Source organism: Christiangramia portivictoriae DSM 23547 (assembly GCF_000423045.1).
Lineage (GTDB): Bacteria > Bacteroidota > Bacteroidia > Flavobacteriales > Flavobacteriaceae > Christiangramia > Christiangramia portivictoriae.
On the sequence record NZ_AUHF01000001.1, the window covers coordinates 704,870 to 729,477 of the forward strand.

At 37.1% G+C, this 24,608-nt stretch carries 22 protein-coding genes and 2 tRNA genes; 13 read left to right on the plus strand and 11 right to left on the minus strand.

The annotated features are described in order from the left end of the window. Positions 1 to 31: 31 nt before the first annotated feature. Together G529_RS0103390 and G529_RS0103395 are read right to left on the minus strand one after the other, a co-directional pair. Positions 32 to 2,734 (minus strand): AsmA-like C-terminal region-containing protein, encoded by a 2,703-nt coding sequence (locus tag G529_RS0103390; RefSeq protein ID WP_026914204.1) that lies wholly within the window; start codon positions 2,732 to 2,734, stop codon positions 32 to 34. A 40-nt stretch (positions 2,735 to 2,774) separates the two neighbouring features. Continuing rightward, positions 2,775 to 3,425: a queuosine precursor transporter gene (locus G529_RS0103395; protein ID WP_051201351.1), complete on the minus strand. Its 651-nt coding sequence runs from the start codon at positions 3,423 to 3,425 to the stop codon at positions 2,775 to 2,777. A 154-nt stretch (positions 3,426 to 3,579) separates the two neighbouring features. Between G529_RS0103395 and folK the strand changes: the two genes are divergently transcribed. After that, positions 3,580 to 4,716, plus strand: a complete 1,137-nt coding sequence (gene folK, locus G529_RS0103400) for a 2-amino-4-hydroxy-6-hydroxymethyldihydropteridine diphosphokinase (RefSeq protein WP_026914206.1) — start codon at positions 3,580 to 3,582, stop codon at positions 4,714 to 4,716. Between the two features lies 1 nt (position 4,717). Here the strand turns inward: folK and G529_RS0103405 are convergent, their stop codons facing one another. Beyond that, positions 4,718 to 5,254, minus strand: coding sequence for an RNA methyltransferase (locus G529_RS0103405; protein WP_026914207.1), 537 nt, complete (start codon positions 5,252 to 5,254; stop codon positions 4,718 to 4,720). 149 nt (positions 5,255 to 5,403) lie between these two features. Here G529_RS0103405 and G529_RS0103410 point away from each other — a divergent pair, with 149 nt between their 5' ends. The 5 genes from G529_RS0103410 to G529_RS0103430 all read left to right on the plus strand — a co-directional run bounded on the left by G529_RS0103410 (position 5,404) and on the right by G529_RS0103430 (position 10,741). Further along, positions 5,404 to 7,242 (plus strand): ABC transporter ATP-binding protein, encoded by a 1,839-nt coding sequence (locus G529_RS0103410; RefSeq protein ID WP_026914208.1) that lies wholly within the window; start codon positions 5,404 to 5,406, stop codon positions 7,240 to 7,242. A gap of 18 nt (positions 7,243 to 7,260) precedes the next feature. Then, the gene (locus G529_RS0103415) at positions 7,261 to 7,677 is read left to right on the plus strand and encodes a hypothetical protein (protein WP_026914209.1); all 417 of its coding nucleotides are present in this window, start codon (positions 7,261 to 7,263) and stop codon (positions 7,675 to 7,677) included. A 91-nt stretch (positions 7,678 to 7,768) separates the two neighbouring features. Beyond that, the gene (mutS, locus tag G529_RS0103420; RefSeq protein WP_084509744.1) at positions 7,769 to 10,339 is read left to right on the plus strand and encodes a DNA mismatch repair protein MutS; all 2,571 of its coding nucleotides are present in this window, start codon (positions 7,769 to 7,771) and stop codon (positions 10,337 to 10,339) included. Between the two features lie 230 nt (positions 10,340 to 10,569). Further along, positions 10,570 to 10,642, plus strand: a tRNA-Gly gene (locus G529_RS0103425). A gap of 15 nt (positions 10,643 to 10,657) precedes the next feature. Further along, positions 10,658 to 10,741 (plus strand) — tRNA-Leu (locus tag G529_RS0103430). Positions 10,742 to 10,879: 138 nt separating this feature from the next. On the opposite strand, the gene G529_RS0103435 is transcribed toward G529_RS0103430, so the two are convergent. From G529_RS0103435 to G529_RS0103445, 3 genes are all read right to left on the minus strand, one after another. Further along, on the minus strand, positions 10,880 to 11,380 hold the full coding sequence (locus tag G529_RS0103435) for a hypothetical protein (RefSeq protein WP_026914211.1): 501 nt from the start codon (positions 11,378 to 11,380) through the stop codon (positions 10,880 to 10,882). 367 nt (positions 11,381 to 11,747) lie between these two features. Then, a complete protein-coding gene (locus tag G529_RS0103440; RefSeq protein ID WP_026914212.1) occupies positions 11,748 to 12,170 on the minus strand; it encodes a hypothetical protein in 423 nt (140 codons plus the stop codon). After that, entirely contained in the window at positions 12,167 to 12,592 is a 426-nt protein-coding gene (locus G529_RS0103445; RefSeq protein ID WP_026914213.1) for a hypothetical protein, read from the minus strand. Before G529_RS0103445 ends, G529_RS0103440 begins: the two co-directional genes overlap by 4 nt. A gap of 628 nt (positions 12,593 to 13,220) precedes the next feature. Between G529_RS0103445 and G529_RS0103450 the strand changes: the two genes are divergently transcribed. Together G529_RS0103450 and G529_RS0103455 are read left to right on the plus strand one after the other, a co-directional pair. Beyond that, positions 13,221 to 14,219: a HipA domain-containing protein gene (locus tag G529_RS0103450; protein ID WP_026914214.1), complete on the plus strand. Its 999-nt coding sequence runs from the start codon at positions 13,221 to 13,223 to the stop codon at positions 14,217 to 14,219. Between the two features lie 2 nt (positions 14,220 to 14,221). Further along, positions 14,222 to 14,632 carry a HipA N-terminal domain-containing protein gene (locus tag G529_RS0103455; RefSeq protein ID WP_026914215.1) on the plus strand — a complete coding sequence of 137 codons (411 nt, stop codon included), beginning with the start codon at positions 14,222 to 14,224 and terminating at the stop codon, positions 14,630 to 14,632. Positions 14,633 to 14,663: 31 nt separating this feature from the next. On the opposite strand, the gene G529_RS0103460 is transcribed toward G529_RS0103455, so the two are convergent. From G529_RS0103460 to G529_RS0103480, 5 genes are all read right to left on the minus strand, one after another. Then, the gene (locus G529_RS0103460; RefSeq protein WP_157514519.1) at positions 14,664 to 15,998 is read right to left on the minus strand and encodes a hypothetical protein; all 1,335 of its coding nucleotides are present in this window, start codon (positions 15,996 to 15,998) and stop codon (positions 14,664 to 14,666) included. A gap of 90 nt (positions 15,999 to 16,088) precedes the next feature. Beyond that, positions 16,089 to 16,496 (minus strand): hypothetical protein, encoded by a 408-nt coding sequence (locus tag G529_RS0103465; protein ID WP_026914217.1) that lies wholly within the window; start codon positions 16,494 to 16,496, stop codon positions 16,089 to 16,091. Between the two features lie 7 nt (positions 16,497 to 16,503). Then, positions 16,504 to 16,776, minus strand: coding sequence for a helix-turn-helix domain-containing protein (locus G529_RS0103470; RefSeq protein WP_026914218.1), 273 nt, complete (start codon positions 16,774 to 16,776; stop codon positions 16,504 to 16,506). Between the two features lie 105 nt (positions 16,777 to 16,881). After that, positions 16,882 to 17,670, minus strand: coding sequence for an RteC domain-containing protein (locus G529_RS0103475; RefSeq protein ID WP_157514520.1), 789 nt, complete (start codon positions 17,668 to 17,670; stop codon positions 16,882 to 16,884). A 241-nt stretch (positions 17,671 to 17,911) separates the two neighbouring features. Next, the gene (locus G529_RS0103480; protein WP_026914220.1) at positions 17,912 to 19,225 is read right to left on the minus strand and encodes a tyrosine-type recombinase/integrase; all 1,314 of its coding nucleotides are present in this window, start codon (positions 19,223 to 19,225) and stop codon (positions 17,912 to 17,914) included. A gap of 705 nt (positions 19,226 to 19,930) precedes the next feature. On the opposite strand from G529_RS0103480, the gene G529_RS16085 reads away from it, so the two are divergent. The 5 genes from G529_RS16085 (at position 19,931) to G529_RS0103505 (ending at position 24,563) form a co-directional block, all read left to right on the plus strand. After that, on the plus strand, positions 19,931 to 20,656 hold the full coding sequence (locus G529_RS16085; protein ID WP_026914221.1) for a hypothetical protein: 726 nt from the start codon (positions 19,931 to 19,933) through the stop codon (positions 20,654 to 20,656). 156 nt (positions 20,657 to 20,812) lie between these two features. After that, complete coding sequence (locus tag G529_RS0103490; protein ID WP_026914222.1) at positions 20,813 to 21,025, plus strand: hypothetical protein; 213 nt, start codon at positions 20,813 to 20,815, stop codon at positions 21,023 to 21,025. A 65-nt stretch (positions 21,026 to 21,090) separates the two neighbouring features. Next, the gene (locus G529_RS0103495) at positions 21,091 to 21,597 is read left to right on the plus strand and encodes a hypothetical protein (RefSeq protein ID WP_026914223.1); all 507 of its coding nucleotides are present in this window, start codon (positions 21,091 to 21,093) and stop codon (positions 21,595 to 21,597) included. 11 nt (positions 21,598 to 21,608) lie between these two features. Next, positions 21,609 to 22,034 carry a hypothetical protein gene (locus G529_RS0103500; RefSeq protein ID WP_026914224.1) on the plus strand — a complete coding sequence of 142 codons (426 nt, stop codon included), beginning with the start codon at positions 21,609 to 21,611 and terminating at the stop codon, positions 22,032 to 22,034. Between the two features lie 159 nt (positions 22,035 to 22,193). Next, a complete protein-coding gene (locus tag G529_RS0103505) occupies positions 22,194 to 24,563 on the plus strand; it encodes a type I restriction-modification system subunit M (RefSeq protein ID WP_026914225.1) in 2,370 nt (789 codons plus the stop codon). The last annotated feature ends 45 nt before the right edge of the window (positions 24,564 to 24,608 follow it).

Here is a 24,608-nt window from a genome sequence, read left to right on the forward strand (position 1 = left end):
AAGCAGAACTTTCAGTTCTGCTTTTGTGTTTCTAATTGTTACTGGTAGTGGTATCAGTTTTTTTCTTATTGTTCTTTAGAATACCACCCAGTATATTCTTCGCGGCATTCTGAACCTGCTCTTTCTGTGATTTCTGAATACTATCAGATTTAGTCGTTTTGCCTTGAGCAGTGCTGTCCTGTTTTACAGCTGTCGTATCGTTTTTACTGAACGGCTTTTTGGGATCACGTTTCCCCTGAAGGATATCGTTAATAGCGTCTACAGCCTTGTCTTCCAGTTTGCCTTTTTGCTTTTCAACCACCTTCTGGGTAAGACTGTTCACTGCCTGCTGCATATTTAAATTGATCTTTGGATTCTGGAAATTTCCTGTGATTCCAACAGGTAGTGCTACCATCATATTAGAAAAGTCTTCACCGCTAAGTTTCCCAAGTGTCCCGCCTACCTCATTCCCAAGATATTTTGCGGGAATGTCCAGTTTGAGATCATAATTCATATTCATATCGAATCCATGAGTACCGCTAACCTGAAATTTTACACCTTTAATATCAAAATCGAATGGAGCAATCGCTACCTGGCCATCATTAAACGAGAGTTTGGTTTTAAGGTTGTAGAGATCGATCTTATCGAAATTGATAAAGCCAAGCTGACTATCAAGTTTGGATAGCAAGGCAGCTTTTTGTGGATCCAGTTCTGCAGTTAACAACTGCGCCAGTGCATCACCTACCAGGCTGTTAAGCTGCGGGGTAAGATCTTCGTTCAAATTACCTTTGAGGTTTACCTTGGACTGTACTTTTCCTTTCATGGCTTTTGCCAGTGGAGCAAGATTCTGCATCAACTCAAGATCATTAAATGAAGAGGCGATATCCAGAGAATTAAGATCCAGGTTCATCTCGAAAGTTGGTGTGGTATTTTTTGTAGAAACAAAACCATTAGCACCTATACTCCCGTTAAAAATATTGGTAGAAACATTCTGTAAACGGGCAGCTTCATCTTTAATGATCAATAAACCCGTTACATTCTTTAATTCTAGATTATCGTAAAAAACTGTATTCGCATCAAATTGTAACTGAATGTCCAGAAAAGAAGGAATTTTTACGGCTTCCTTGCCGGTGGATTTACTTTCTTTTTTTTGCTCTCCATCTTCAGTAGTTGTGGTAACCTCTTCGACTTCAGCTACCATAAAATCATTTACAGAAAACACATTCGATCTGGCTTTGAAGTTTCCCTTTAGCTGTTGATCTGTAAACAGGAAACCAATCAAATTCTGGATGGTTCCATTCGCGGTTAGATCTGTCTTTCCAGTAGTAAGCTTCAATTCAGGAACACTTACATTTCCCTGGTTAAAACTCATGTTTGCATTGGAGATATTGATCTTATTAGGGATTTCGGGAGAAGCATAACTAAAGTTAGATATGGATGCCGTTCCTTTGCTTTGCACATTTTGATACTGTTCTTTTTCAATAGAATTCATATCGAAACTGGTCTGCACATCTGCGGTTAGCCTTCCATTGAGATCCTGTTCAAGCTCCAGCGGGTAAGCTTTGTTGAGATTGGCCAGATTGATGCTTCCCTTTAAGGCTAGACTTACCAACATATTTTCTGTGAGATTACTCACTTTCCCATTAGCAGAAAATTGATCTTCATCTATTCTGAAAGTAGCTGTATTAATATCGATATAAGTATCTTCAGCGATGCCTGTATCATTTAAGATCACCATGTCCAGGTTAATATCCTGAACGCTTTTGGGAAGCTCAGGGTATTTGAAGGATGCGTTGCTGGAAGATATTTTTACGTTCATCTTCGGGATATAGGTATCGTCTGCTTTTCCGAAGATTCTACCATCAACGATAAAATCCCCGTTGGTCTCTACATTTTCGATGTTCTGCGCATAGGTTTGTGGAATCACGCCCAGGAAATTCTTGAAATCTGAAGATGGAGTTTTAAAACTCAGATCCATCTCTGTATCATTTTCATTTACCTGCACATAACCGTCGAAAGTTAATGGAAGTTGATTCACCATAGCTTCGTTTTCCATGAAAGTGTAGCGCATGTTCTCCAGATCCATTTCAAGAACAGCGTCCAGGCTAACCGAATTTTTATTTAGATAATTCACACCATCATAATCCAGACTTACCAGTGCTTCTGAGTAGGTCTCCAGTTCAGATGTAGCAAGAGAGAAATCTCCGTTTCCTTCATGATTCAGATTTTCCACATCCAATGCGATTTTCGCCGACTCATCCACGTATTTGATTCTGGTATTATTGATCTCATAGTGCTTCAGGTCCAGGCTAAAACCGGTAGCGGTGGAGTCTCCTGCAGTTGACGTGGTATCTTCAATAGCAATATCATAATTGGCCTGTCCCAGTGAATCCACTTTGATGTTGAGATAGGCATTATTGATCTTTACCTGATCGACTCTTTTGGGCTCAGAGCTGCTTTTAAAAAGTTCTTTTACAGACATTTCCAGGATGATCTCTTCACTCAAAACCAGCGTATCACCCTTAAAAGGTTCATTGTTAATGATGCTAAGGTCCTCGATCACCAGTGTGGCATCGGGGAAATTTCTAAACATGCTAAGGTTGATATCCTCAAAATCTACCTGAGCATTCAGGTTCTCATTGAGTGTTTTTCTCACGAGATCCTTCAGCTGAGATTCAAATACAAATGGCGCGATCACCAACAAGATGATAATCGTAAGTAGCGTAAAACCAATGATTTTAAATGCTTTTTTCATAATTCTATAGTTTAGAATAAACAGGAAATTTCAGAGTAGATTAATTAAATTGTAATTCTTCCGCAGGTTTCAGTTTAAAATACTTTCTGAAGCCATAGACCGCAGCATACAAAAACGGCGTATCTACCGCAGCTATTATCACTTTAAAAAGAAATCCGCTGAATAATAATCCGGCAAAAAGTTCCCAGGAAATTTTATTGAAAGTACATAGCAAGAACAGGACCGAGAATGTATCTACGAACTGGGAAAGAAAAGTGGAGCAATTATTTCTTAGCCAGAGATGTTTCCCTCGTGTAAGTTTCTTCCAGAAATGAAATAGCTGAATGTCTACATACTGAGCGAGCAAATAAGCTACCATACTGGCAAAGACCGCAATGGCAGTAGCACCAAATACCCTTCCAAAAATTTCGTTGTTAATGGGAGACCAGCTGGTAGCAGGTACCGCATCTGCGACGTAAATGATCAAAAAAGAAAAGAACGAAGCAAAGATCCCGGTGGTAACGACCTGATTAGCTTTTCTTTTTCCATAAATCTCGCTGATGATATCTGTGATCAAAAAAGTGACTGGGTAAGGCAAAATTCCTACGGAAATCTCAAAAGTGTACATTCCGAAGAAATCCCAGTAAAAAAACTTTTGAAAGATCAGGTTAGAGACTACCAGAGAGGCAATGAACAACGCACTCAGGATCATATAAATTTGTAAAGCCCTGTGCTTCTTTTTCCGGGAAAGTATACTCAAATTTTTTTATTAAGTCTTGTCGCAAAATTAAGAGTATGTGCATTTGTTTTGCTTAATTTGCTGTGAAATTATTTGAAGCTACCTATTAAAATTTTCTTAATCCGTTTTGAATTCCCCTAAAACAGTACTATTAGCCTTAGGTAGTAACCTTGGCGACCGGCGAGGTTATCTGCAATTTGCACTTGAACAGATTCATAGAGAGATAGGTTGGGTTCGGGAAGTTTCCAGTATTTATGAAACGCCTGCCTGGGGATTTGACGGAAATTCATTTCTGAATGCCTGTGCCAGGATCGAAACAAGACTCGATGCTCAGCAAACCTTGAAAGCTTTGCAGGCAATCGAAAAGGCGCTGGGAAGAGAAACCAATCATACTGGAGCTTATCAAAACCGTGTGATCGATTTGGATTTGCTGGTTTTTGAAACAGAGATCATTGAGGTCGAGAACTTACAGATCCCGCATCCCGGAATACCAGATAGAAAATTTGTTTTACTACCGCTTCAGGATATTTCAGCAAAGGAACTGCATCCCGTACTTAAAAAAACGTACAGGGATCTTTTGACTGCTACCAGTGACAATTCAGAAATTAGCAGGATTTCAGAAGAATTAAAGGTTCCAGGTAATCATTACACCTTTCCTTCCTGCAATTATATCGCTGTGGAAGGCAATATTGGCGCCGGGAAAACCAGTTTTTCAACGATGGTTTCTGAAGATTTTAATGCTAAACTAATCCTCGAACGTTTTAAGGATAATCCATTTCTACCTAAATTCTACGAGGATAAGGATAGGTATGCATTTTCATTAGAAATGTCTTTTCTGGCCGACAGGTATCAGCAACTTTCAGATGATCTTGCGCAGTACGATCTATTCAAGGATTTTATCATTTCAGATTATGATGTGTTCAAGTCATTAATATTTGCCAGGATCACGCTTCATGAAGATGAATATTCGCTGTATCACAAGCTATTTCATCTAATGTATAAAGAGCTGGTAAAGCCAGAACTTTATATCTATTTGTATCAAAATACCGACAGGCTGCTTCAGAATATCAAAAAACGAGGCAGAGATTATGAGCAGAACATTCAGCCAGAATATTTGATCGAGATCAACAGGAGTTACCTCAATTTTATTAAATCTCAAAGCAATATGAAGGTGCAGATCATCGATATTTCAGACCTGGATTTTGTGGCGAACCGGCAGGATTACTTAAAACTTCTGGCCGAAATCGATACAGCTGTAAACTAGTTTATCGCTGTAGTTTTGAGAAAAGATCCCAAACTACAACCCCGGTACTTACTGATACATTGAGAGAGTGTTTGCTGCCCAGCTGAGGTATTTCGATCACGGCATCACTTGCAGATACCACGTCCTGTTGTACCCCTTTCACTTCATTCCCGAATATTACTGCGGAAGTGTGGTCATTTGAAGGTTCAAATTGATCAAGCATTACAGCATTTTCTGCCTGCTCGATGGCGTACACTTTAATTCCTTCCTGCTGAAGTTTTGTGACCAGCTCAAGAGTATCTTCGACATGTTCCCAGGCGACGGTTTCTGTGGCACCCAAAGCGGTTTTTTGAATATCCTTATGCGGCGGTCTGGCAGTGATGCCACACAAATAGATCTTTTCGATCAAAAACGCATCGGCAGTCCTGAACACCGATCCAATATTGTTGAGACTTCTAATATTGTCCAGAATGATGATAATTGGAGTCTTGGTTGCCTCTTTAAATTCTGAAACCGTTTTGCGGTCCAGTTCTGCATTTTTAAGTTTCCTGTTCGCCATGCCGGCAAAAATAACAAAACTTCGGAAGCAAAAAGGGAGAGCTAATTTTCGCAGCTTGTACAAATGTTAGGATTAAGTTGTAATTACGACCGAAGTGTCTCAATTTTTAGCGCTTTCGCTTAAATTGCGATGTATCCAAAAATTCAAATTTGCCAAGAAGAAAAAAGACCTTAGAAGCCAACAAGATCAATTTCAGAGAGAGTTTTGCTTCGCTGAAATTCGTTCCCAGATTTTTCAAGGAAATCAGGAAGGTAAACCCTATGCTTTTCTATGCCAATATCATTGGTCGTATTCTTAACGCCGTTTTGCCGGTTATCATGCTGTTACTAGGGAAACTCATCATAGATGAAGTGATCCTGCAAATAGGGAGTGAAATTAAGGACCTGGACAGATTATGGTTGCTGGTGGCGGCTGAATTTGGCCTCGCTATACTTTCTGATCTTTTGAGTCGAGGAATTAGTTTGACAGACGCATTGCTGGGCGATCAATATTCCATCGATACCTCTGTGAGAATTATAAAAAAAACTTCAGAACTTAATCTTGACCAGCTTGAAGACTCTGAGTTTTATGACAAACTTGAAAGAGCACGACAGCAAACTACGGGTAGAGTAGGATTAATGTCCAATATTTTAACGCAGGGAGAGGATGTCATCGTAATCATCTCCTTACTTGCCGGGGTCGTTGCTTTTGAGCCATGGCTCATTATTCTCTTGATTGTTTCGATCATCCCAACCATCATCAATGAGATCAAATTTAGTGGTACAAGCTATTCTCTGGCCAGAAGCTGGACCCAGGAAAGACGGGAACTTGATTATTTACGCTATGCCGGCGCCAGTGATGTGACCGCGAAAGAGGTAAAGTTGTTCGGACTCTCAAATTATCTTGCGGGAAGATTTCAGAATTTATCGGCTAAATATTACAAACAAAGTAAGAGCCTGGCGAAGCAGCGAGCTGGTTGGGGTTCAGTTTTCAATATGGTGGGAACAGGAGCCTATTATGGCGCTTATGTTTTTATCATTTTTAGAACTGTTGCCGGGATCTTCAGCATTGGAGACCTGACATTCTTATCTGGATCCTTCAACAGGCTGCGATCAAAATTGCAGGGCTTTTTCACACGTTTTACGCAAATCACGGAGAGTGCGCTCTATCTTCAGGATTATTTTGAATTTCTGGATATGTCCTTCAGCAGTGAAAGTGAAAATTCAGAAGAAAAGCTTGAGTTACCAAAAGAGATCCAGTATGGTTTCGAGTTTAAAAATGTTGGTTTTAAATATCCGAAGTCTGATAAATGGGTGGTTAGAAATATCAATTTTCACTTAAGAGCCGGAGAAAAGCTGGCCTTTGTAGGAGAAAACGGGGCGGGAAAAACAACCTTGATCAAATTGCTTTTACAATTTTACGAACCTACGGAAGGGGAGATCTTGCTAGATCATATTCCCATCCAGCGCTATAACCAGGCAGCATATCAACAATATTTTGGCGTGATCTTTCAGGATTTTGTGAAATTTGAATTGACGCTGCGGGAAAATATCGCCATGGGTGAAATTGAAGAAATAGGTAATCAATCCCGAATAGACAGCGCTGCCCAGAAAAGTCTGGCCCAGGAAGTAGTTTCAGAATTACCACTGGGATACGCACAGCAGCTTGGGAAAAGATTTAAAAACGGGAAGGATCTTTCTGGCGGCCAGTGGCAAAAGATCGCGATCGCACGAGCTTATATGAAAGATGCAGAGGTGCTGATTCTTGATGAACCAACCTCGGCTCTTGATGCCCGTGCAGAAACCGAAGCTTTTCAGCGCTTTATTCAATTAACTCAGGGTAAAACTGCGGTGATCATTTCGCATAGGTTTAGTACGGTGCGTATTGCAGACAGAATTATGGTGTTAAAAGACGGACAGGTAGAAGAAATTGGAACTCACCAGGAATTGATGATGAATGATAAATTATATGCCGAGTTGTTCAATTTACAGGCTGCGGGTTATCAATAATCTAAAACTAGAGGCTGAATGGATTTAATTACGATCAGACTTTTACTGGATTTCGGACTTATGGTCCTTATCTGGATCGTGCAACTGGTGATCTATCCCGGGCTTTGCCATTACGGGCAGAATGAACTTGCAGACTGGCATCAAAAATATACTGGCAGAATAGGCACGGTGGTGGGACCACTAATGATCCTGCAATTGATCGCGGCGATTTGGCAGGTATTCATGTATCAGGGTATTTACGAGATTATAAGCCTGCTTTTTATATTAGTTTTATGGCTGCTTACCTTTTTTATTTTTGTGCCTTTACACAATTCGATCAAACCTTTTGAAAGTTGCGAGCATATCACCAAGAGCCTTGTCCTTAAAAACTGGTCTAGAACGATCTTATGGTCGGTACTGTTCATCATGACACTTCTTGTGGAAATTTTAGATTAAATTTTCGGGCAAAGTCCTGAATCTTTACATTAGCATTCCATAAAATCCCGAAACATTGGCAGCAAAAAAACCTCAGAAGGTCACCCCTTTAATGAAACAGTATAACAGCATCAAGCTGAAGTATCCTGATGCAATGCTGCTTTTTAGGGTTGGAGATTTTTATGAAACTTTCGGGGAGGACGCGGTTAAAGCTGCTAGAATTTTAAATATCGTCCTAACTAATCGTAATAATGGTGGTGAGCGCACCGAGCTGGCAGGTTTTCCACACCATTCCCTCAATACGTACCTTCCAAAATTAGTAAAGGCGGGACAGCGTGTTGCCATTTGCGATCAACTGGAAGATCCTAAAATGACGAAGACGATCGTGAAAAGAGGCGTGACCGAGCTGGTTACTCCAGGGGTTGCCTTTAATGACGATATTTTAAGCAGTAAATCAAATAATTTTCTTTGTGCAGTTCACTTCGGAAAGAAAAGCCTTGGAATTTCCTTTCTGGATATTTCTACCGGCGAATTTTTGTGCGCAGAGGGAAATCAGGAATATATAGACAAACTACTACAGAATTTTTCTCCCAGTGAAATCCTGGTTCAGAAAAAATACAAGAAGGAATTTACTTCAGCGTTCGGAAAGGAGCACCACTGTTTTTTCCTGGACGACTGGATCTTTAAAAGCGATTATGCTCATGAAACGCTTAACACGCACTTCGGAACAAAATCTTTGAAGGGATTTGGCGTGGATCATCTGGAGGAGGGTATTGTGGCTTCTGGCGCGGTACTGTATTATCTGGGGGAAACCAGGCATCACAGGCTTCAACATATTGTTTCTTTAAACCGAATTGCGGAAGAACAGTATGTTTGGATGGACAGGTTTACGATCAGGAACCTGGAATTGTATCAATCCAATGCCGCCAATGCAGTGATGCTGCTGGATGTGATCGACAAAACGATCTCACCCATGGGTGGCCGACTTTTAAAACGTTGGCTGGCTTTACCGCTTAAAGATGCGAACCTTATTGAACAGAGACTGGAAGTAGTGGATTTTCTGCTGAAGAATCCGGACAGGTTAGAAAGGATTCAGGAGCAATTAAGAGAAATGAGCGATCTGGAACGTCTAATTTCCAAGGTCGCCACTCAGAAGATTAGTCCGCGTGAAGTCAATCAATTAAAGCATTCGCTGAATGCTATTATCCCAATTAAAGAACTTGCCCTGCAATGTGATAACGAGGCGATCAGGGTTATTGGAGATACGTTGAATAGCTGCGACCTGTTACGTAGCAAAATTTCTGAAAGTATTACCGAGGAGGCACCGGTGAATGTTCAGAAAGGAAATGTGATCGCGAAAGGTTTCTCTTCAGAATTAGATAATCTGCGAGATATCGCTTTTTCCGGCAAAGATTATCTCGATAATATGATCAAACGAGAGACCCAGGAAACGGGAATTACATCTTTAAAGATCGGTAAAAATAACGTATACGGTTACTATATCGAAGTTCGGAATACGCATAAGGATAAGGTGCCGGAAAGCTGGAATAGGAAGCAAACACTGGTGAATGCTGAACGTTACATTACTGAAGAACTCAAGGAATACGAGTCCAAAATTCTGGGAGCAGAGGAGAAGATCCTGCAACTTGAACAGGAATTATTCGGAAAATTGATTTCCTGGATGGCTGAATATATTGATCCTGTACAGCGAAATGCAAAGTTGATCGCAAGATTGGATTGTCTGGCGTCTTTTGCACAGCTGGCGAAACTGGAAAATTACTCGCGGCCATCTATTACCGATAGCCATGCTTTGGCGATCGAAGAAGGTAGGCACCCGGTGATCGAAAAACAATTACCTACAGGGGAAGTCTACGTAACCAATAATGTTCAACTGGATCGGGAGGAACAGCAAATCATAATGATTACGGGACCAAATATGAGTGGTAAGTCGGCCATATTGCGACAAACTGCATTGATCGTTCTTATGGCCCAAATGGGAAGTTTTGTGCCGGCCAAAGCTGCGGAAATAGGGATGGTGGACAAAATTTTTACCAGAGTAGGAGCTAGTGACAATATTTCTATGGGCGAATCTACTTTTATGGTAGAAATGAACGAAACGGCGAGTATTCTGAATAATATTTCTGAAAGAAGTTTGGTGCTGCTTGATGAAATTGGTCGAGGAACCAGTACTTATGACGGGATAAGTATTGCCTGGGCGATCAGTGAATATTTGCACGAACATCCGGCGCGACCAAAAACACTATTCGCTACACATTACCATGAGTTGAATGAGATGTGTGAAACATTTAGCAGGATTAAGAATTTTAATGTTTCGGTCAAGGAACTCAAAGACAACGTATTGTTTCTACGGAAGCTGGTGCCAGGAGGTAGTGAACATAGTTTCGGGATACATGTCGCAAAGATGGCAGGAATGCCGCAAATGATGTTACATCGAGCAAACAAAATTCTTGCGAAACTGGAAGCTTCTCACTCGATGGAAGACTCTGGAGCTTTAATGAAAAGTTCTGCGGAAGAGGAAATGCAACTTAGTTTTTTCAATTTGGATGATCCATTACTGGAAGATTTAAAGCAGGAACTACTGGGAATCGATATTGATACCCTAACTCCGGTGGAAGCGCTAATGAAGTTGAATGAGATCAAGAGAATGCTCAGTAAACAATAGTATTGTTCATTTAAGGTAAATATAGGTTGAGATTGCTTTTAGTGGATCAAGCGATTATAAGTGGTTGATTAATTCCTAAATACTGACAATGAAGTAATAAGCTTTAGGGCTGATAAATATTGAATTCACATTGTCTTTTTTCTTAAATAATTCTTTGCTGTTATAAGATTTGTATTAAATTTGCCTCCGCAATAAACGCTAAGAAAAGTGGCGTTTTGTTCTTTAAAATCGCGAAAATAGCTCAGTTGGTAGAGCGCCACCTTGCCAAGGTGGAGGTCGCGGGTTCGAATCCCGTTTTTCGCTCAATTATAATTTTAAGCTCGGGTGGTGGAATTGGTAGACACGTTGGACTTAAAATCCAATGACCATTAGGTCGTACGGGTTCAAGTCCCGTCCCGAGTACTGAAAAAACCTGTATTTGTCTTGTTATCAAGGCGTTGCAGGTTTTTTTTATGTCTTTTTCCAAACATCTTCCAAACTTTTCCCGATTTAAGGCTTATTTATATCGATTCTAAATAAAAATATTGCTTATCTAGATTCTCAGGGTTTTATACAGTTCAGTACATTTTGGATTGCATCTCCGCGTTTTTTCTTTATATCGAATTCTATGAATGAGTCTCTAGTTTCAATCCTTGCATGTTTTACAACTAGATTTTGCAAATCTGAAAATTCACCAATATATCGAGTAAGAATATTAGCCGTCCAATAAGTCCCCATTGATGTATTTGAACCGTCAGCAATTCCTTCTGACTGTATTTCGAAAGTATAGACATTCTCTTTTTCATCCAAAAACATAATATTATCACCTTTGGAATAACTGAAGATTCCAGAATTCATTATGTGAAAGTTAAATGCGATATGATTACCATCTGTAATACCTTGAACTAATATTGCAGAACTAAGACCACTTTTTAAATTTTGCTTTTTAGTAATTTTTACAGCCTTTTTCGTGTAAGGATCTTTTTCGTTTGTTTCATACTTACAGTCTTGAGCAATTAGGTAAGATGGAATTAGTAGAATAAATAAAAGAATACGGTTCATAACTTTGATTTTAGTTGGTTAGGCATTCAATTTAATTCTTTTTTTTAAATGCAACCGTTTTCTTTACCTGCGCGTATAGACTGTAAAAAACTTGGTTTGTTTCGCGTACGCGTAATGACTTCGGGAAAACCTTTGCAGTATTAATAGGTACTTACTGCCTTCGCGCACGTAATGGTCGGAAAGTGTTGTTGTGAATTGTAAGGAAATACTCGATAATACTCGACCTTTTGAAAAAGTTTGATTATTCAAATACTAAGTTTTACTAAGTTCAGGTTCTCTTAGGTTCTTTACATACAGGTTAAAAAATATACTCTACTTCTGGAAATAACTCTTTTTAGTGTTGGAATATCAATAGAGTAGGATAGGGTTAATTGATATGTAATCGGTGGGTTTGTAGTGTTTGAGTATCATCTAAAAAGATAGGTGTTTGCCATTCAATTATTTCAACCTTATCCTCAGTATTCCTATAAAAAACAAATACTGAAGGATTCTCAAATTCTAGTTCTGAGTTCTTTGCGTAAGTGTAATACAATTTTAAATTAAAGTCTTTAGTTCTACTAGAGTCAATTTTAGAAACAGTCCAGGCTTGTATATCTGTTGCCTGTTTACCAAACGTCTTAACTATAACCTCATCATCACTTAAATAGATAGTTCGATCTATCCATTCAAATTTGGAATTACTTCCAGTCTCTAAATTGTATTCTGTTAGTTTAGATTCATATTTTACTTGAGAAAATGCTATGCCGGTAAAAAGCATTGATAGTGAAAGTAAAACTATGTTTCGAATCATTTTAGAAAACTGAATTTGTCTTTTCTGATATATAAATCTGTAGATCCATCGATCCCGATATTATTACCTAATCTTCTGGTATCTATTGCGATAATATGACCTTCTTTTTTTATCTCAATATCTCTTACCATTCTTCTAACTTGCAGGCTGTCAATATTTAACTTGTTCAAATGGCTTTCAATTCTAGATAATAGTAATTCTTTCCAGGGTTTATAGTTTCCAATATGCCTCGTTCTAAGACCGTAAACAAAACCTTCATAGTCAACTACTACAGTCCAAACAATCATACTAACTTCAGTCTTACTATCTGCAAATAGACTTGCAGTAAAATAATAATCCACTTCCACACCGTGCAAAGGGTTTAATATTTTCGGGCGTTCGTTCTTTTCTACTGTATTACCGTAAGTATTTAATAAACTCATAACTTGGATATTTTCCAATTCAAAACTAGGAATAAATCCATATCAAACATTATTGGATTTTCTATTATTTTGACATATATGATTTTAAATCTTCTTACGCGCGTATTGTTTTGATTCTAGATAATGGTTTTTTGTAGTTTATCAACCTCTCTTATGATTCCCAAAAACTCTTTTTATGTTAATAAGGTTTTCTCCTTTTTTATGGTTTCGGAAAATTCTTTTATCGTGCGAAAAACTTGCTTCTTTTTTATCGTGTTAAAAACATAGTTCCCTTTTTTATAGTGTAAGAGAACTCTTCTTTTACCCATGACGCAATCTTGACGTTTTTCTGTTTTAATACACGTGCGAACAGATAGTACAGAAGTCTTAATTAGATAGTTAGTTTTAAAACTTGACGGTTAGGTATTGTTAGGTTTTAGAGGTTCCGTTTAGTTATGGTCTAAATGTCAAGTTTTGACAAGTTCTGAAGGTTACAATGGTATGCTCTGGTTAGCCTGCATTATCATTCTTTATCTAGAACATAGAATTTCTATCTAATGATAAGCAATTTGTTCATAGGTCTTTCCAAGGATGTTATATCCGTGCTTTATTCATTCTTATTATTATATTTAAAAAATTTAAGTTTCTAATGCTATCAAAACTAACCCAGGAAAAAATAATTAACTATTCAGGTATTCAATTAACGCATGGACAAGTAAAACCAGTAAAAAGAAAAAACTACAATATTCTAACTGAATCTGTTGGGGGAGATGCGCCAAAGGATGTCATCAAACTATATGAGTATGAAAGGGGCAAAGTTAGAAGAGATAAGCAAAATCTATGGAAGAAGTACATAGCAAAAATAGGTCACAAATGGTATCCCAATGAGTCGATAACGGAACACTTTTTTACTAGTATAGGTCAATCTTTTGGTATTGATATTGCTAATTCCAAGATTATTTATGCTGAGAATTACATTAGATTTTTAAGTGAGCATTTTCATAATTCTGAACAATCTTTGATTCATGGCGCTAATATTTTATCACGCTACATGCTCGAATCTGATACTAAATGGCTGGATGAACTAGATCAACAAAGACATTTAAAAGGCGAAATTAACATTAAGGATGTGCTTATTGCTTTAGAGCATGTTTTTCCACAAGTAGATATTTTAAATGCTTTTATTGATATGCTTATTTTTGATTGTTTAATTGGCAATAATGACCGCCATTACTACAATTGGGGCGTTGTTACTCACATTCGTAGTAGACATGAACCTTACTTTTCTCCTATCTACGATACCGCTAGAGGATTATATTGGAATAGAAGTGAAGAATTTATACTATCTTTGCAAAATGAAAAAGGAGATAGACAAGATGAGAAGATTGAGAAATACATAAACAATTCAGTCCCTAAGATAAGTATACCAAACAACAAAAAATGTAATCATTTCCAATTGATTGCATATTTAAAACAAAATGGTTATATTAATACGGATCACATTAATAGATGGACGTGTACGAACAGTCTAGAGAAAACACTACAAATTCTAGATATTAGTTTTGGGAAACTTTTCACAACAGAGAGAAGAGAAATAATTAAAAAAGTACTTAATTTAAGGTTTCAAACGCTTAAAAACATTTTATAATTATGTTGAAGCAATTTAAGAAATATATCAAATCACAAGCAAAGACTCAAGATACAAAGGATTTACCTTGTATATATGAGCAGATCAATCGTAATCCTAAATTCCAATTAAAACATCAAGAAAATATAATTGGTTATTTAAATTATGAGAATTCTTCATGGAATTTTTATTATTCAGATTGGTTTAAAAATCAGAACGATTTAAAGCCTCTTTTCGAATTTCCATTGAAGGAGAAGAATTACACATCTAAGGAGTTATGGCCATTTTTTGAAAGTCGAATTCCATCCTTAAAACAGCCTAGAATTCAAAATTATCTTGAATCTCATCCTATGGATTCTAATGATAAGGTTAAATTATTACAGGTTTTTGGCATTACCTCTATAAACAATCCATACAAACTGTTGAGTTTATAGAATAAACAATTTAGAATGAGATAGTCCTAACTTAAACGTTAGGACTATTTTTTTGATGTAAAGTGAAAATTCTAAATTGATTGGTAGGGTACAGTTTATCTTGCTTTAGTTTCAAATTAGAAGATTTGTTTCTAATGTTATGCGCAATCTCTTTAATTTGAGTTTGGTAATCATCATCTTTCCATACTGAAGATAAGAACTTACGTTTGACCTCATCAAATACCTTCTTATCAGTTTTGAAATAGTACTTGAGTCCTGTATGACTGAGTAAAATACTATCCTCTTTTTGCATTGAAATATTCATTCCTGTTATCGGACAGATATTAACTTCTGAATTAGTGCAGTTTCGTTCTTTATATATAGTCGAAATTGCACCAATATTATCATCTTGCTGAGGTGTCGAAATTGCACCATTTAGACAAAGTTTAAGTTTGTCCTGGATCAATTGTAGTACTTCCTTATGGATATTTTGACCTACTTTATCCAGTAGTTTGTAATACTTTTTCTTTTCGAGATTGTATTTATTTCTATTATTGTTTTGAAGAGTTTTGAACCAAAAGTGATTACTTAAATACTTCATGATTTTACTAGAATCTTGATCATTAATAAGTTCAAAATTTACATTATGGTACAAGATTAAGACCGATTTAAATTCTTTAATTACCTCTTCAGCAAGCCGATTATAGATTTTAAAATTCATAAGATCAGATAGGCTATAAATTCCGAATCGATTAAAGTAAGCGCCTTGTTTGCTTTTTACTTCGAATCTAAATGTATTCTTATCGGTATAGTTAGGAAAGTGCAAACCCTTGGCATACGCTTTAATAATCTTATAACTATTCATTTTACCGTTCCGTCTAGCCTTATAAGCCTTTTTACTATATAACAATCCCGGATCAGTTCTAAATTCGTTCTTTTCATGGTAGGAAAGGAATGATACAAAATCTTCAATTGGTTCTTTGATAATAACGTTTACTCCAAATTCGATATTAACAATCTTACATTCCTCTGGATCTAAATGGAAAATATTTATAAACTCATTGAGTACTTTCAGACAATCTACGATCGTAAAGTCATTAGCATTATGCAAATTATTATTGAAAAAATAATGCGGTTTAAACAGAATTTCCAACTTGTCAGGATAAAAGCAAAATAAAATTCCTTTGTAATATTTAATTTCCTTAGTTAATATCTCTTCCGAATTTTCGAAATTTCTATTATCGATTTTCAAATAGTCCTTTTTGGTAATCCAGATTAGTAGATCATTGTTTTTAAAGGATTCAATTATTTGAGGATTTAAAATCCATATTTTAAGAAAGTCTAACATGATTTTTCTTATATTTGGGTGTAGGGTATGCGTTGCCACGTTGCCTAACATTTGAACAACATTTAGAGGGGTTATGCGCCCCTCTTTTTTGTTTTATTAGTTAGCCTTTAGCAGTTCGTAAAAGAATATTTACTTCGATTTTAAAGCAAATAGATATGCATCAAGAATCAATGCATTACGGTTGCGGGTATAAAAGTCTTTATAATAAAAAATAGTTACCTCATCTTGATTATGTGAAAAGTGAACAATAAGAAGATGTTTCTTATAATTACTGTCACCGAAATAAATATTTTTTCTTTCAGTTTGAAAAAGTCCTGTTATAGGTTTACTCCATTTTTTATCAATCCGCTTCTTAAGCCAGTATTCTGGCATTGACTTAGCGAACTGCCTATCTTTTTGAATATTTAGTGCCTCCGATAGTTGATTTTCACCACCGTTGAGGTTCTTTATTTCATAGTGTTTTACACTACGATACTTTCCAGGGTTAATTTCCCTATAGGTGTGAATTATTGGTTTTGGATATTCTGTTGCCATCATTCGTAGTTTAAAGTTGAACAATAGCACGTTCCACTTCAGAACGTTTGTAGTAAACTCTATTTCCAATACCAAACCGTTTCAGTCTGCCCGACTTACTCCAATTATGCACAGTAGAAATATCTACTTTAAGCATTTTGGCGACCTCAGCACGACTTAAATACTCTTCGGGTTCTTTGGGTTGGTATTGTTTCTTTAGTTCGTCTAATTGGTTTTTTACGCCTTTTAAAATTGATTCCTGAAGTTGTTCAGGCGTAGTCTGAATAAATTGTACTTGTGACATGATCTGTATTATTGATTACGTCACAAATGAATGGAATTGGGTATCGTATCGTACTCATAGTACGGGTACAGTATTGATTAAATTTAACTATAGATTACATCTAATTCAATTATTTATCCAGTTTTCTAATGCAATTGTAAGTCTATTTAGAAATGGTGTTTTGTCTATAGTTCTACCTTTTATAGTTTGTAACTTTTCTCTTTTGTCTACTTTCAAATTCAATGCTTTGCTAAAATGTTGAAAGACTTCCTTTTCGCTTTTATAGGAATGAATAACCTTTGCCTGTATTAAAGATTTTATTATTTCAGTCAGATCAATTTCAGACAAGTCTATCTGAAATGGTAAATCTTTGTATCCTGTTGTATGCGAGTCATTATTACTCTCCTTTCTAGTTTGGGTATATAAATTTCTACCTAATTGTGCCTGAGACTTATCAATTTGTATATGAGCCAACTCAGAATCAATAACGTCTTGTGGTAATTTTTCCTTTAGAAAGATTATATTCTTTTTTACGGAATAGTATATTTTACTTTTATGCTGACTATTTAGATACTGATAAAATAAGAACATTTTAGTATAACCATTTAGGTCATTGATTTCTTTAAGGATAAAATCAATTTCGTCTGCATCGATAAAATTTTCGAGAAACTCCTTTTTTAAACTATTGTAATGTTTTTTATAAATCTTTAAAGGACAGCAATAGAAATAAATATTATCAGAAACTAGCCATTTATATTCAATAGCAAAAGTATCTTGTAGATTTTCGTAGTAAGTAGAATTATTCTCAAAGAGTGTAAACTCGAACATGAAATGCTTAAGTCCTTCAAAAGGGTCACCCTGAGAAGGAGGACTATGACTTTTCAAAGTAGGTTGTTCACTTTCAAATTGTTTCATTATCCGCATACATTTCGGAAAATTTTCTACAATGCTTTTTTTCATCTTATTTATATACGTTGCCAAATGTAAAACCCTCTTAAATTGATTTAAAAGGGTTCTAAAGTTACTAATTTATTATTTCCAGATCCGAATCAATTCGCATCCGAACTTTTGGACTGATGAGGTTTCGGTTCAATTTTCCGCGCGTTACTTTTAATTCTTGTTTGGTTTTCTCTAAGCGTTTTAATCAGATCCTCTGTTATTGATTAGTACCATTTTTAAATACTTTCATTTCTGGTTCTTTCTTCTGGTGTATTTCTTCATAGAACTTCATAAACAAGTTCGCATTATCGTCTTTATCTTCTCTTCGGTTAATATATTCTAGGAAAAGACTTTCTTTAGAATGCCCTGTAATATTGATTAGAATGGCTGTGGGAATTTTTTTATAATAATTGGTAGCAAAAGACCTTCTGAAACTATGAGACGTTATAAGGTCGCATTTACGATAATAGTCTAGTTTCTTGCGTCTAGTTTTCTTGTCATATTTTTTGCCTTTGATCATTTCAGTAAGTCCGGCATCGTCGCATAAATCTTTAATATGCTTATTCAATTTCTGAGTAGATATAGCATAAGGAAAGCCGTTTTCTATAATATCAATTACGTGCGGTGCAATTATACCAACCGTTACATTCTTACCTGTCTTTTGCTGAAGAATATCTATATAATAACTCCCTTTAGTATATCTAACATCGTCTGGAGTTAATTTAAGCAAATCACTTGCTCTTTGTCCTATTTCACAACCTAATAGAAGCCATTTGCGCGCATTTATCAATGCTTCTTTCTCAATGTCAGCCTTCCTTATTTCTTCCAGTTCTGAGAAGGACAAGGTTACTATATATCGATCCTCGTCACGCTCTCTAAAACCTTCAATTTTATCAGTGTACGGGTGGCAATCAATATCAATTGCCTGAGCATCCTTGCAAACCGTTTTCAAATTGTCCAGGATCTTTCCGGCATAGTTAACTGCGTAGTTCTTTTCATTGAGCATCCAATTCGTGAACTTATCTACAAACCGTTTATTAATATCTAAGAAGTGAATTTTCTTCTTAATGACTTTCTCGTATTCTTCAGTTAGTTTCAAAAAGGATTTGTAACCTGCTATCCTTCGATCCGATAAGCCTATTTTATTACTCCCTTTTATTTTTCGGGTTTGGGCATTATCGATTATGAACTGTATATGATTGGTTAATAAAGTTTGATCTGTCTTTTTAACCCGGTTAAAACATTCACTAATTTTTGACCTTAGCCAGTGAGCATCTATAAGTTCACCTTTCGCATTTGAGGTATTAACCTCGTCATACACGAACTTTTCTAGTTTATTGAGATCACTGAAGGTTTGACGGTTTATTTCTGAGTTCTGTTTTGGTTTGTTGTTTGTAGTACTCCAGTCTTTTGGGTTTACTGAGAAGCCAGAAGCAACCTCAACGAAATTACCGCGTCCTGTAGACAGGTAAATGTAGATAGAAGTGTTTTGTTTGGATTTACCGCGAATCCTGTATTTAACCGTTGCCATAATAAGTAATTGAACATTTGAACAGTACTAAATTAGACTATTCTTAAACAGTTTCCAAACATCTTCCAAACATATACTCTATGTTATTCGATCTGTTTAGATTTACTTAAATAATCGTAAAACTCTGTAAACTGGCTATATGGTTGAAAATAAGATTCGAAACTTAGGATTACTTAGGTTGAGATTAATCACCAAAATTAGGGGTTTCTTCTCCCGTCCCGAGTACTGAAAGCCTTGTTAATCTGTTGATTTACAAGGCTTTTCTGTTTTTAGACCCTTGCTTTCCCCACATCTTCCCGACATTTTAAATTTTAGCCAACTTTTAGATAAATCATCCCATATCATCTAAAGTTTCCTTTTGGCTAAATTTTTTCCTCAATAGCAGATTTACTTCCAGGCTTTTCAAAAAAATCTAAGGTACTCTCAAGAGACATTTCCCAACCATCATTTACGTAAATGATATTTCATGATGCTTTGTATTATCACTTTATACTAGAAGGCATTAATCCAGCTGGAATAAATATTATAGCGGAATTATTAGATAGATGATCTGCGTACGGAAATCCGTAAGGTGATTGAGAATAGGTGATTTAAGTTTGCCGGTGAAACGTTAATTACAATTCAGCTTCTGTTCTTCTAATTACAATCTCACGTTTCATAACAAATAACCGCATTTTCGGGATTGAAATGTAAAACCTAACCAATATGAAAAAACAAATTACCTTACTTGTGCTGGCTATCTCATTTTTCACAATCTCCTGTAGTAGCGAAGATGATGGTTTCGAAGAGGCCAACGAAAATGCTGCAAAAAGATATGTAACAAAAATCATAACCACAGGTGAAGGTGAATCCACCGTTTCAGAAATTAATTATGACAGCCAGGGTAGAGTTATTTCGGCTTCTTCAGACAATGAAACAAAATTTTTCTCCTATAATGATAATGGCGATGGGAGTCTGAGCAAAGTTTCAGGTGGTGGAGATAACATAATGACCGACGAAATTATTGGTGAAATACAAGAGGCCTATGAAATTGGAGATGTATTGCAATATGACAAAAATGGCAATCCTTCAGTATTAGAATTATACGATGAAGATTATGAAGGTAATCAAATTATCAGTATAGCAACAATCACATATGATGATAAACCTTTTACATTCTATTATACTCTTGATGCTGCAGGAATAATAGACGTTTTATATGATGTCAGGTTGCAGTTTTATGCTCCACAAGAAATTGTGATGGCTAAAAAGTTATTGCCTGTTAATAATCCAGTAAGAGCAATAATTACAGATGAATCAAATCAGGAGATAGGTAGTATTACCGTGGATTACAATTATGATGAATTTAATTATCCTGAAACTACTACGGTAGTAGCTATTGATGACGAAGGTTACGCAGAATCATATAATGTAATTTATCAGTATAGATAAAAGGCTTATTTATTGAGGGGGTTTTAGAAATAAGCTATCCCATTTAGAAAAACTATAAGACCCCGGAAAAATGATTTCGGGGTTTTTTATACATACCCTTGAACGACATCATCTGGCGCTCTCAATCTCTAACCTTGTATTGAAACAAAATTCAATATGAGAAGAATTGAAATAAAACTTTCTGAAGAACAATACCAGCATATAATAGCAGAACGTCGTTACGGTAACAGGATCAATCTGCAAGAAGAAACTTTTGGGGGTTATGAATTGTGTTTACATGTAGCTAGCCCGGATGTTATTCCGGCTACGCTTGAAATGAAAATGCTAAATACCATAGACCTGGGAGAAGTAGAATGGAAACTTCAATAGAGCAATTACATAACTTTAAATTTCGAGACTTTAAATTTCGGGGCAGGAGAGGGAAACGAAATTTATTGGTCATCGGACTATATGCCGTAGATTATGATGATTTCCTTTCGCGAGTAGCATTACAAAATATGGATGCTATTGCTAAAAATGAGGGCTACGATGGTTGGATCAGGGCGAGTCTTTGTCCTTTTATAGATGCCAGGAAACTAAACTCCAATAATCCATTTTACGAATATATGGTTCACTATAATTCGATCCTGATTAGCAATCTGCTGGAAGAAAATAATATCAATATTGCTGATGTCTGGCTTATGTGGGGAGACGGAGTGGAAGATAAAAATCGTCTATACCTTAAAAAAGCAATTGGCTATTTATATGGCAACTTACTGAAATACGATTTGAGATATTGGTGTATTTGGAGAACCAGGCTGGCTAACCCTAAGGATTGTTCTCCGGAATCTTTAAATGGCATCATCCCCGAAGTAGAAGCGCCAAATTTTATAAAATTCGATTTTCAGCATTATGTGCAGTATCGAAATTTAGCATTAAAGCTGGAGCTATCTATTAAATAAGCCTATGAAGAATGAGATATGAAACGGCGTATTTTGATGGGCTTACCCAGATACAGGGACTGGAAAAGCTATTGAAGGTTAGTTTTGTTAAAGAGGCGTTCCTAAAGACCATTCTGGATAACGATAGTGAAGGCTGGTTTAGATTGGTAAACCATAGAGAATATTGTTTAACCTTGTCAAACGAAAAATATGTTATTTTCATTTTAATTGAACTAAATGAATTTATCCTGAAGGAGATCAGGGAAGCTATGGAGAATATGGATCAATATATTCCAGTAGTGGTGAAACTGGAGGTAGAATCTCGTACTTATGGATTTCCCTGGGAAGTAGATCTCAAAGCCGAAGATATTTGTTCAACCGCGAAAAAAGACGGGGTGGCTCATAATAATCTGTTTTTGATATTTCTACGGCTACTTTTTGGTCATAAACCCTATTGATTCTTTTTAGAGCATTAAATTTCTTGGTTCTAATACGGGAAAACCTTTTAAAGATTTAAGAAAATCTTTAGATTTACTGCGCTGTCATTATAAATCCAGATACCCTACTTCCCGGATTCACATGCAGCACTCAAATTCTATCATAACTTATCTACATAAATGACTCAACAAGTACACAATAAACTGGTTTCTTTTATCTGGTCTATTGCAGACGATTGCCTGCGCGATGTTTACGTGCGTGGAAAATACCGTGATGTGATCCTGCCAATGGTGGTTTTACGTCGCCTCGATGCTTTACTGGAACCCACCAAAGATGCCGTTATGGAAGAACTGGCTTTCCAAAGAGACGAAGCCGGCTTTACTGAATGGGATGAAGGCGGACTGCGCGAAGCTTCCGGATATGTGTTCTATAACATCAGCGATTTTACGCTTCAGAAATTACATGACACCGCGACCAATTCCCAGCAGATCCTGCAGGCGAATTTCGAAGATTACCTGAATGGTTTCAGCCCTAACGTAAAGGAGATCATCGACAAGTTTAAGCTGAAGAGCCAGATAAGGCATATGGCCAACAAGGATGTATTATTGGATGTGCTGGAAAAATTTACTTCTCCGCATATCAATTTGACGCCTTTTGAAAAGGAAGATCCCGATGGCAGAAAACTACCCGCACTTTCCAACCTGGGAATGGGTTATGTTTTTGAAGAGCTCATCAGGAAATTCAATGAAGAGAATAACGAAGAGGCCGGGGAACATTTCACTCCGCGTGAGGTTATCGAGTTGATGACGCACCTGGTATTCGAACCTATTAAAGATAAACTTCCTCCTGTAATGACCATTTACGATCCTGCCTGCGGGAGTGGAGGAATGCTTACCGAAGCTCAGAACTTTATCAAGGATGAGGAAGGCGCGATCAAGGCTTTGGGCGATGTGTATCTCTACGGGAAAGAGATCAACGACGAGACCTATGCTATCTGTAAGAGTGATATGATGATCAAGGGGAACAACCCCGAAAATATCCGTGTGGGTTCTACGCTTTCTACAGATGAATTCGCCGGCACTAGTTTCGATTTTATGCTTTCCAATCCGCCTTATGATAAATCCTGGAGCAGTGAGCAGAAATATATCAAGGATGGAAAGGAAGTTATAGATCCGCGTTTTAAGATCCATCTGAAAGACTACTGGGGCAATGAAGAAGAGGCCGATGCCATTCCGCGTTCCTCAGACGGGCAGTTGCTGTTCCTTATGGAGATGGTGAATAAGATGAAGCCGAAACAGCAAAGTCCTTCCGGTTCCCGGATCGCTTCGGTGCATAATGGTTCCAGTTTGTTTACCGGTGATGCCGGTGGCGGGGAGAGCAACATCAGGCGATATATTATTGAAAATGATCTTCTGGAGGCGATTATCCAGATGCCGAATAACCTATTTTATAATACCGGTATTACCACTTATATCTGGCTGCTGAGCAATAATAAAGCCGATCACAGGAAAGGAAAAGTGCAGCTGATCGATGCCGGACAGTTGTATCAAAAACTTCGGAAAAATCTCGGGAACAAGAACTGCGAATTCTCTCCGGAGCATATAAATAAAATCGTTAAGAATTATACCGAAATGCAGCCGGTTAGCCGGAAGATAGATCCTGAAACCAACGCGGAGATCGAAGGTCTGGCTTCACAGGTATTCGATAATGAGGATTTCGGGTACTACAAAGTGACCATTGAAAGGCCAAAACGGCTGAAGGCTCAATTCACTTCGGAAAGGATCGGAGAACTTCGGTTTGATAAACAACTGAAGGAGCCTATGCAATGGGCCTGGAATGAGTTTGGAGAGGAAGTTTATACTAAGCTGAAGGAACACGAAAAAGAGATACTGGCCTGGTGTGAGGAAAATGATCTGAACCTGAGCAGCAAGAACCGTAAAAAACTGCTGAGTTCCAAAACCTGGAAAAAGCAGAAGGACTTGTTTGAACTTGCAGAGAAACTGCAGAAGGCGATCGGGGAAAAAGAGTATCCTGACTTTAATATGTTTAAGAAAGAAGTAGATGCGAAACTCAAGGAATTAAAACTGAAACCCGGGGCTTCCGAAAAGAATTCAGTTTTTAGTGCTGTAAGCTGGTATGATGTCGAAGCCGAAAAAGTGATCAAGAAAAAAGAAAAGCTGGGCGGTGAAAAACTGAGTAACCTACTGGCTCATTTGAACTGTAAGCAAGAAGACCTGGCAGACTTTGGGTATTTCCCATCCGAAAAACCGGGGGAATATCTGGTATATGAAACCGAAAGCGACCTTAGGGATTATGAAAACGTGCCTTTAAAAGAGCAAATTCACCAGTACTTTTTAGACGAGGTAAAACCGCACGTGTCGGAAGCCTGGATAGACCTTGACAAGACCAAAATTGGCTACGAGATAAGCTTTAATAAATATTTCTACCGCCATACGCCTTTACGTTCATTGGATACCGTAGCCAGGGAGATCCTGGAGCTGGAAGAGCAGAATGAAGGTTTGATTATGGATATCTTAAACCTGGTTTAGATGGAAGTTGTAAAAGAAAAAGTAGAGTTCCAGAAATATCCGGCT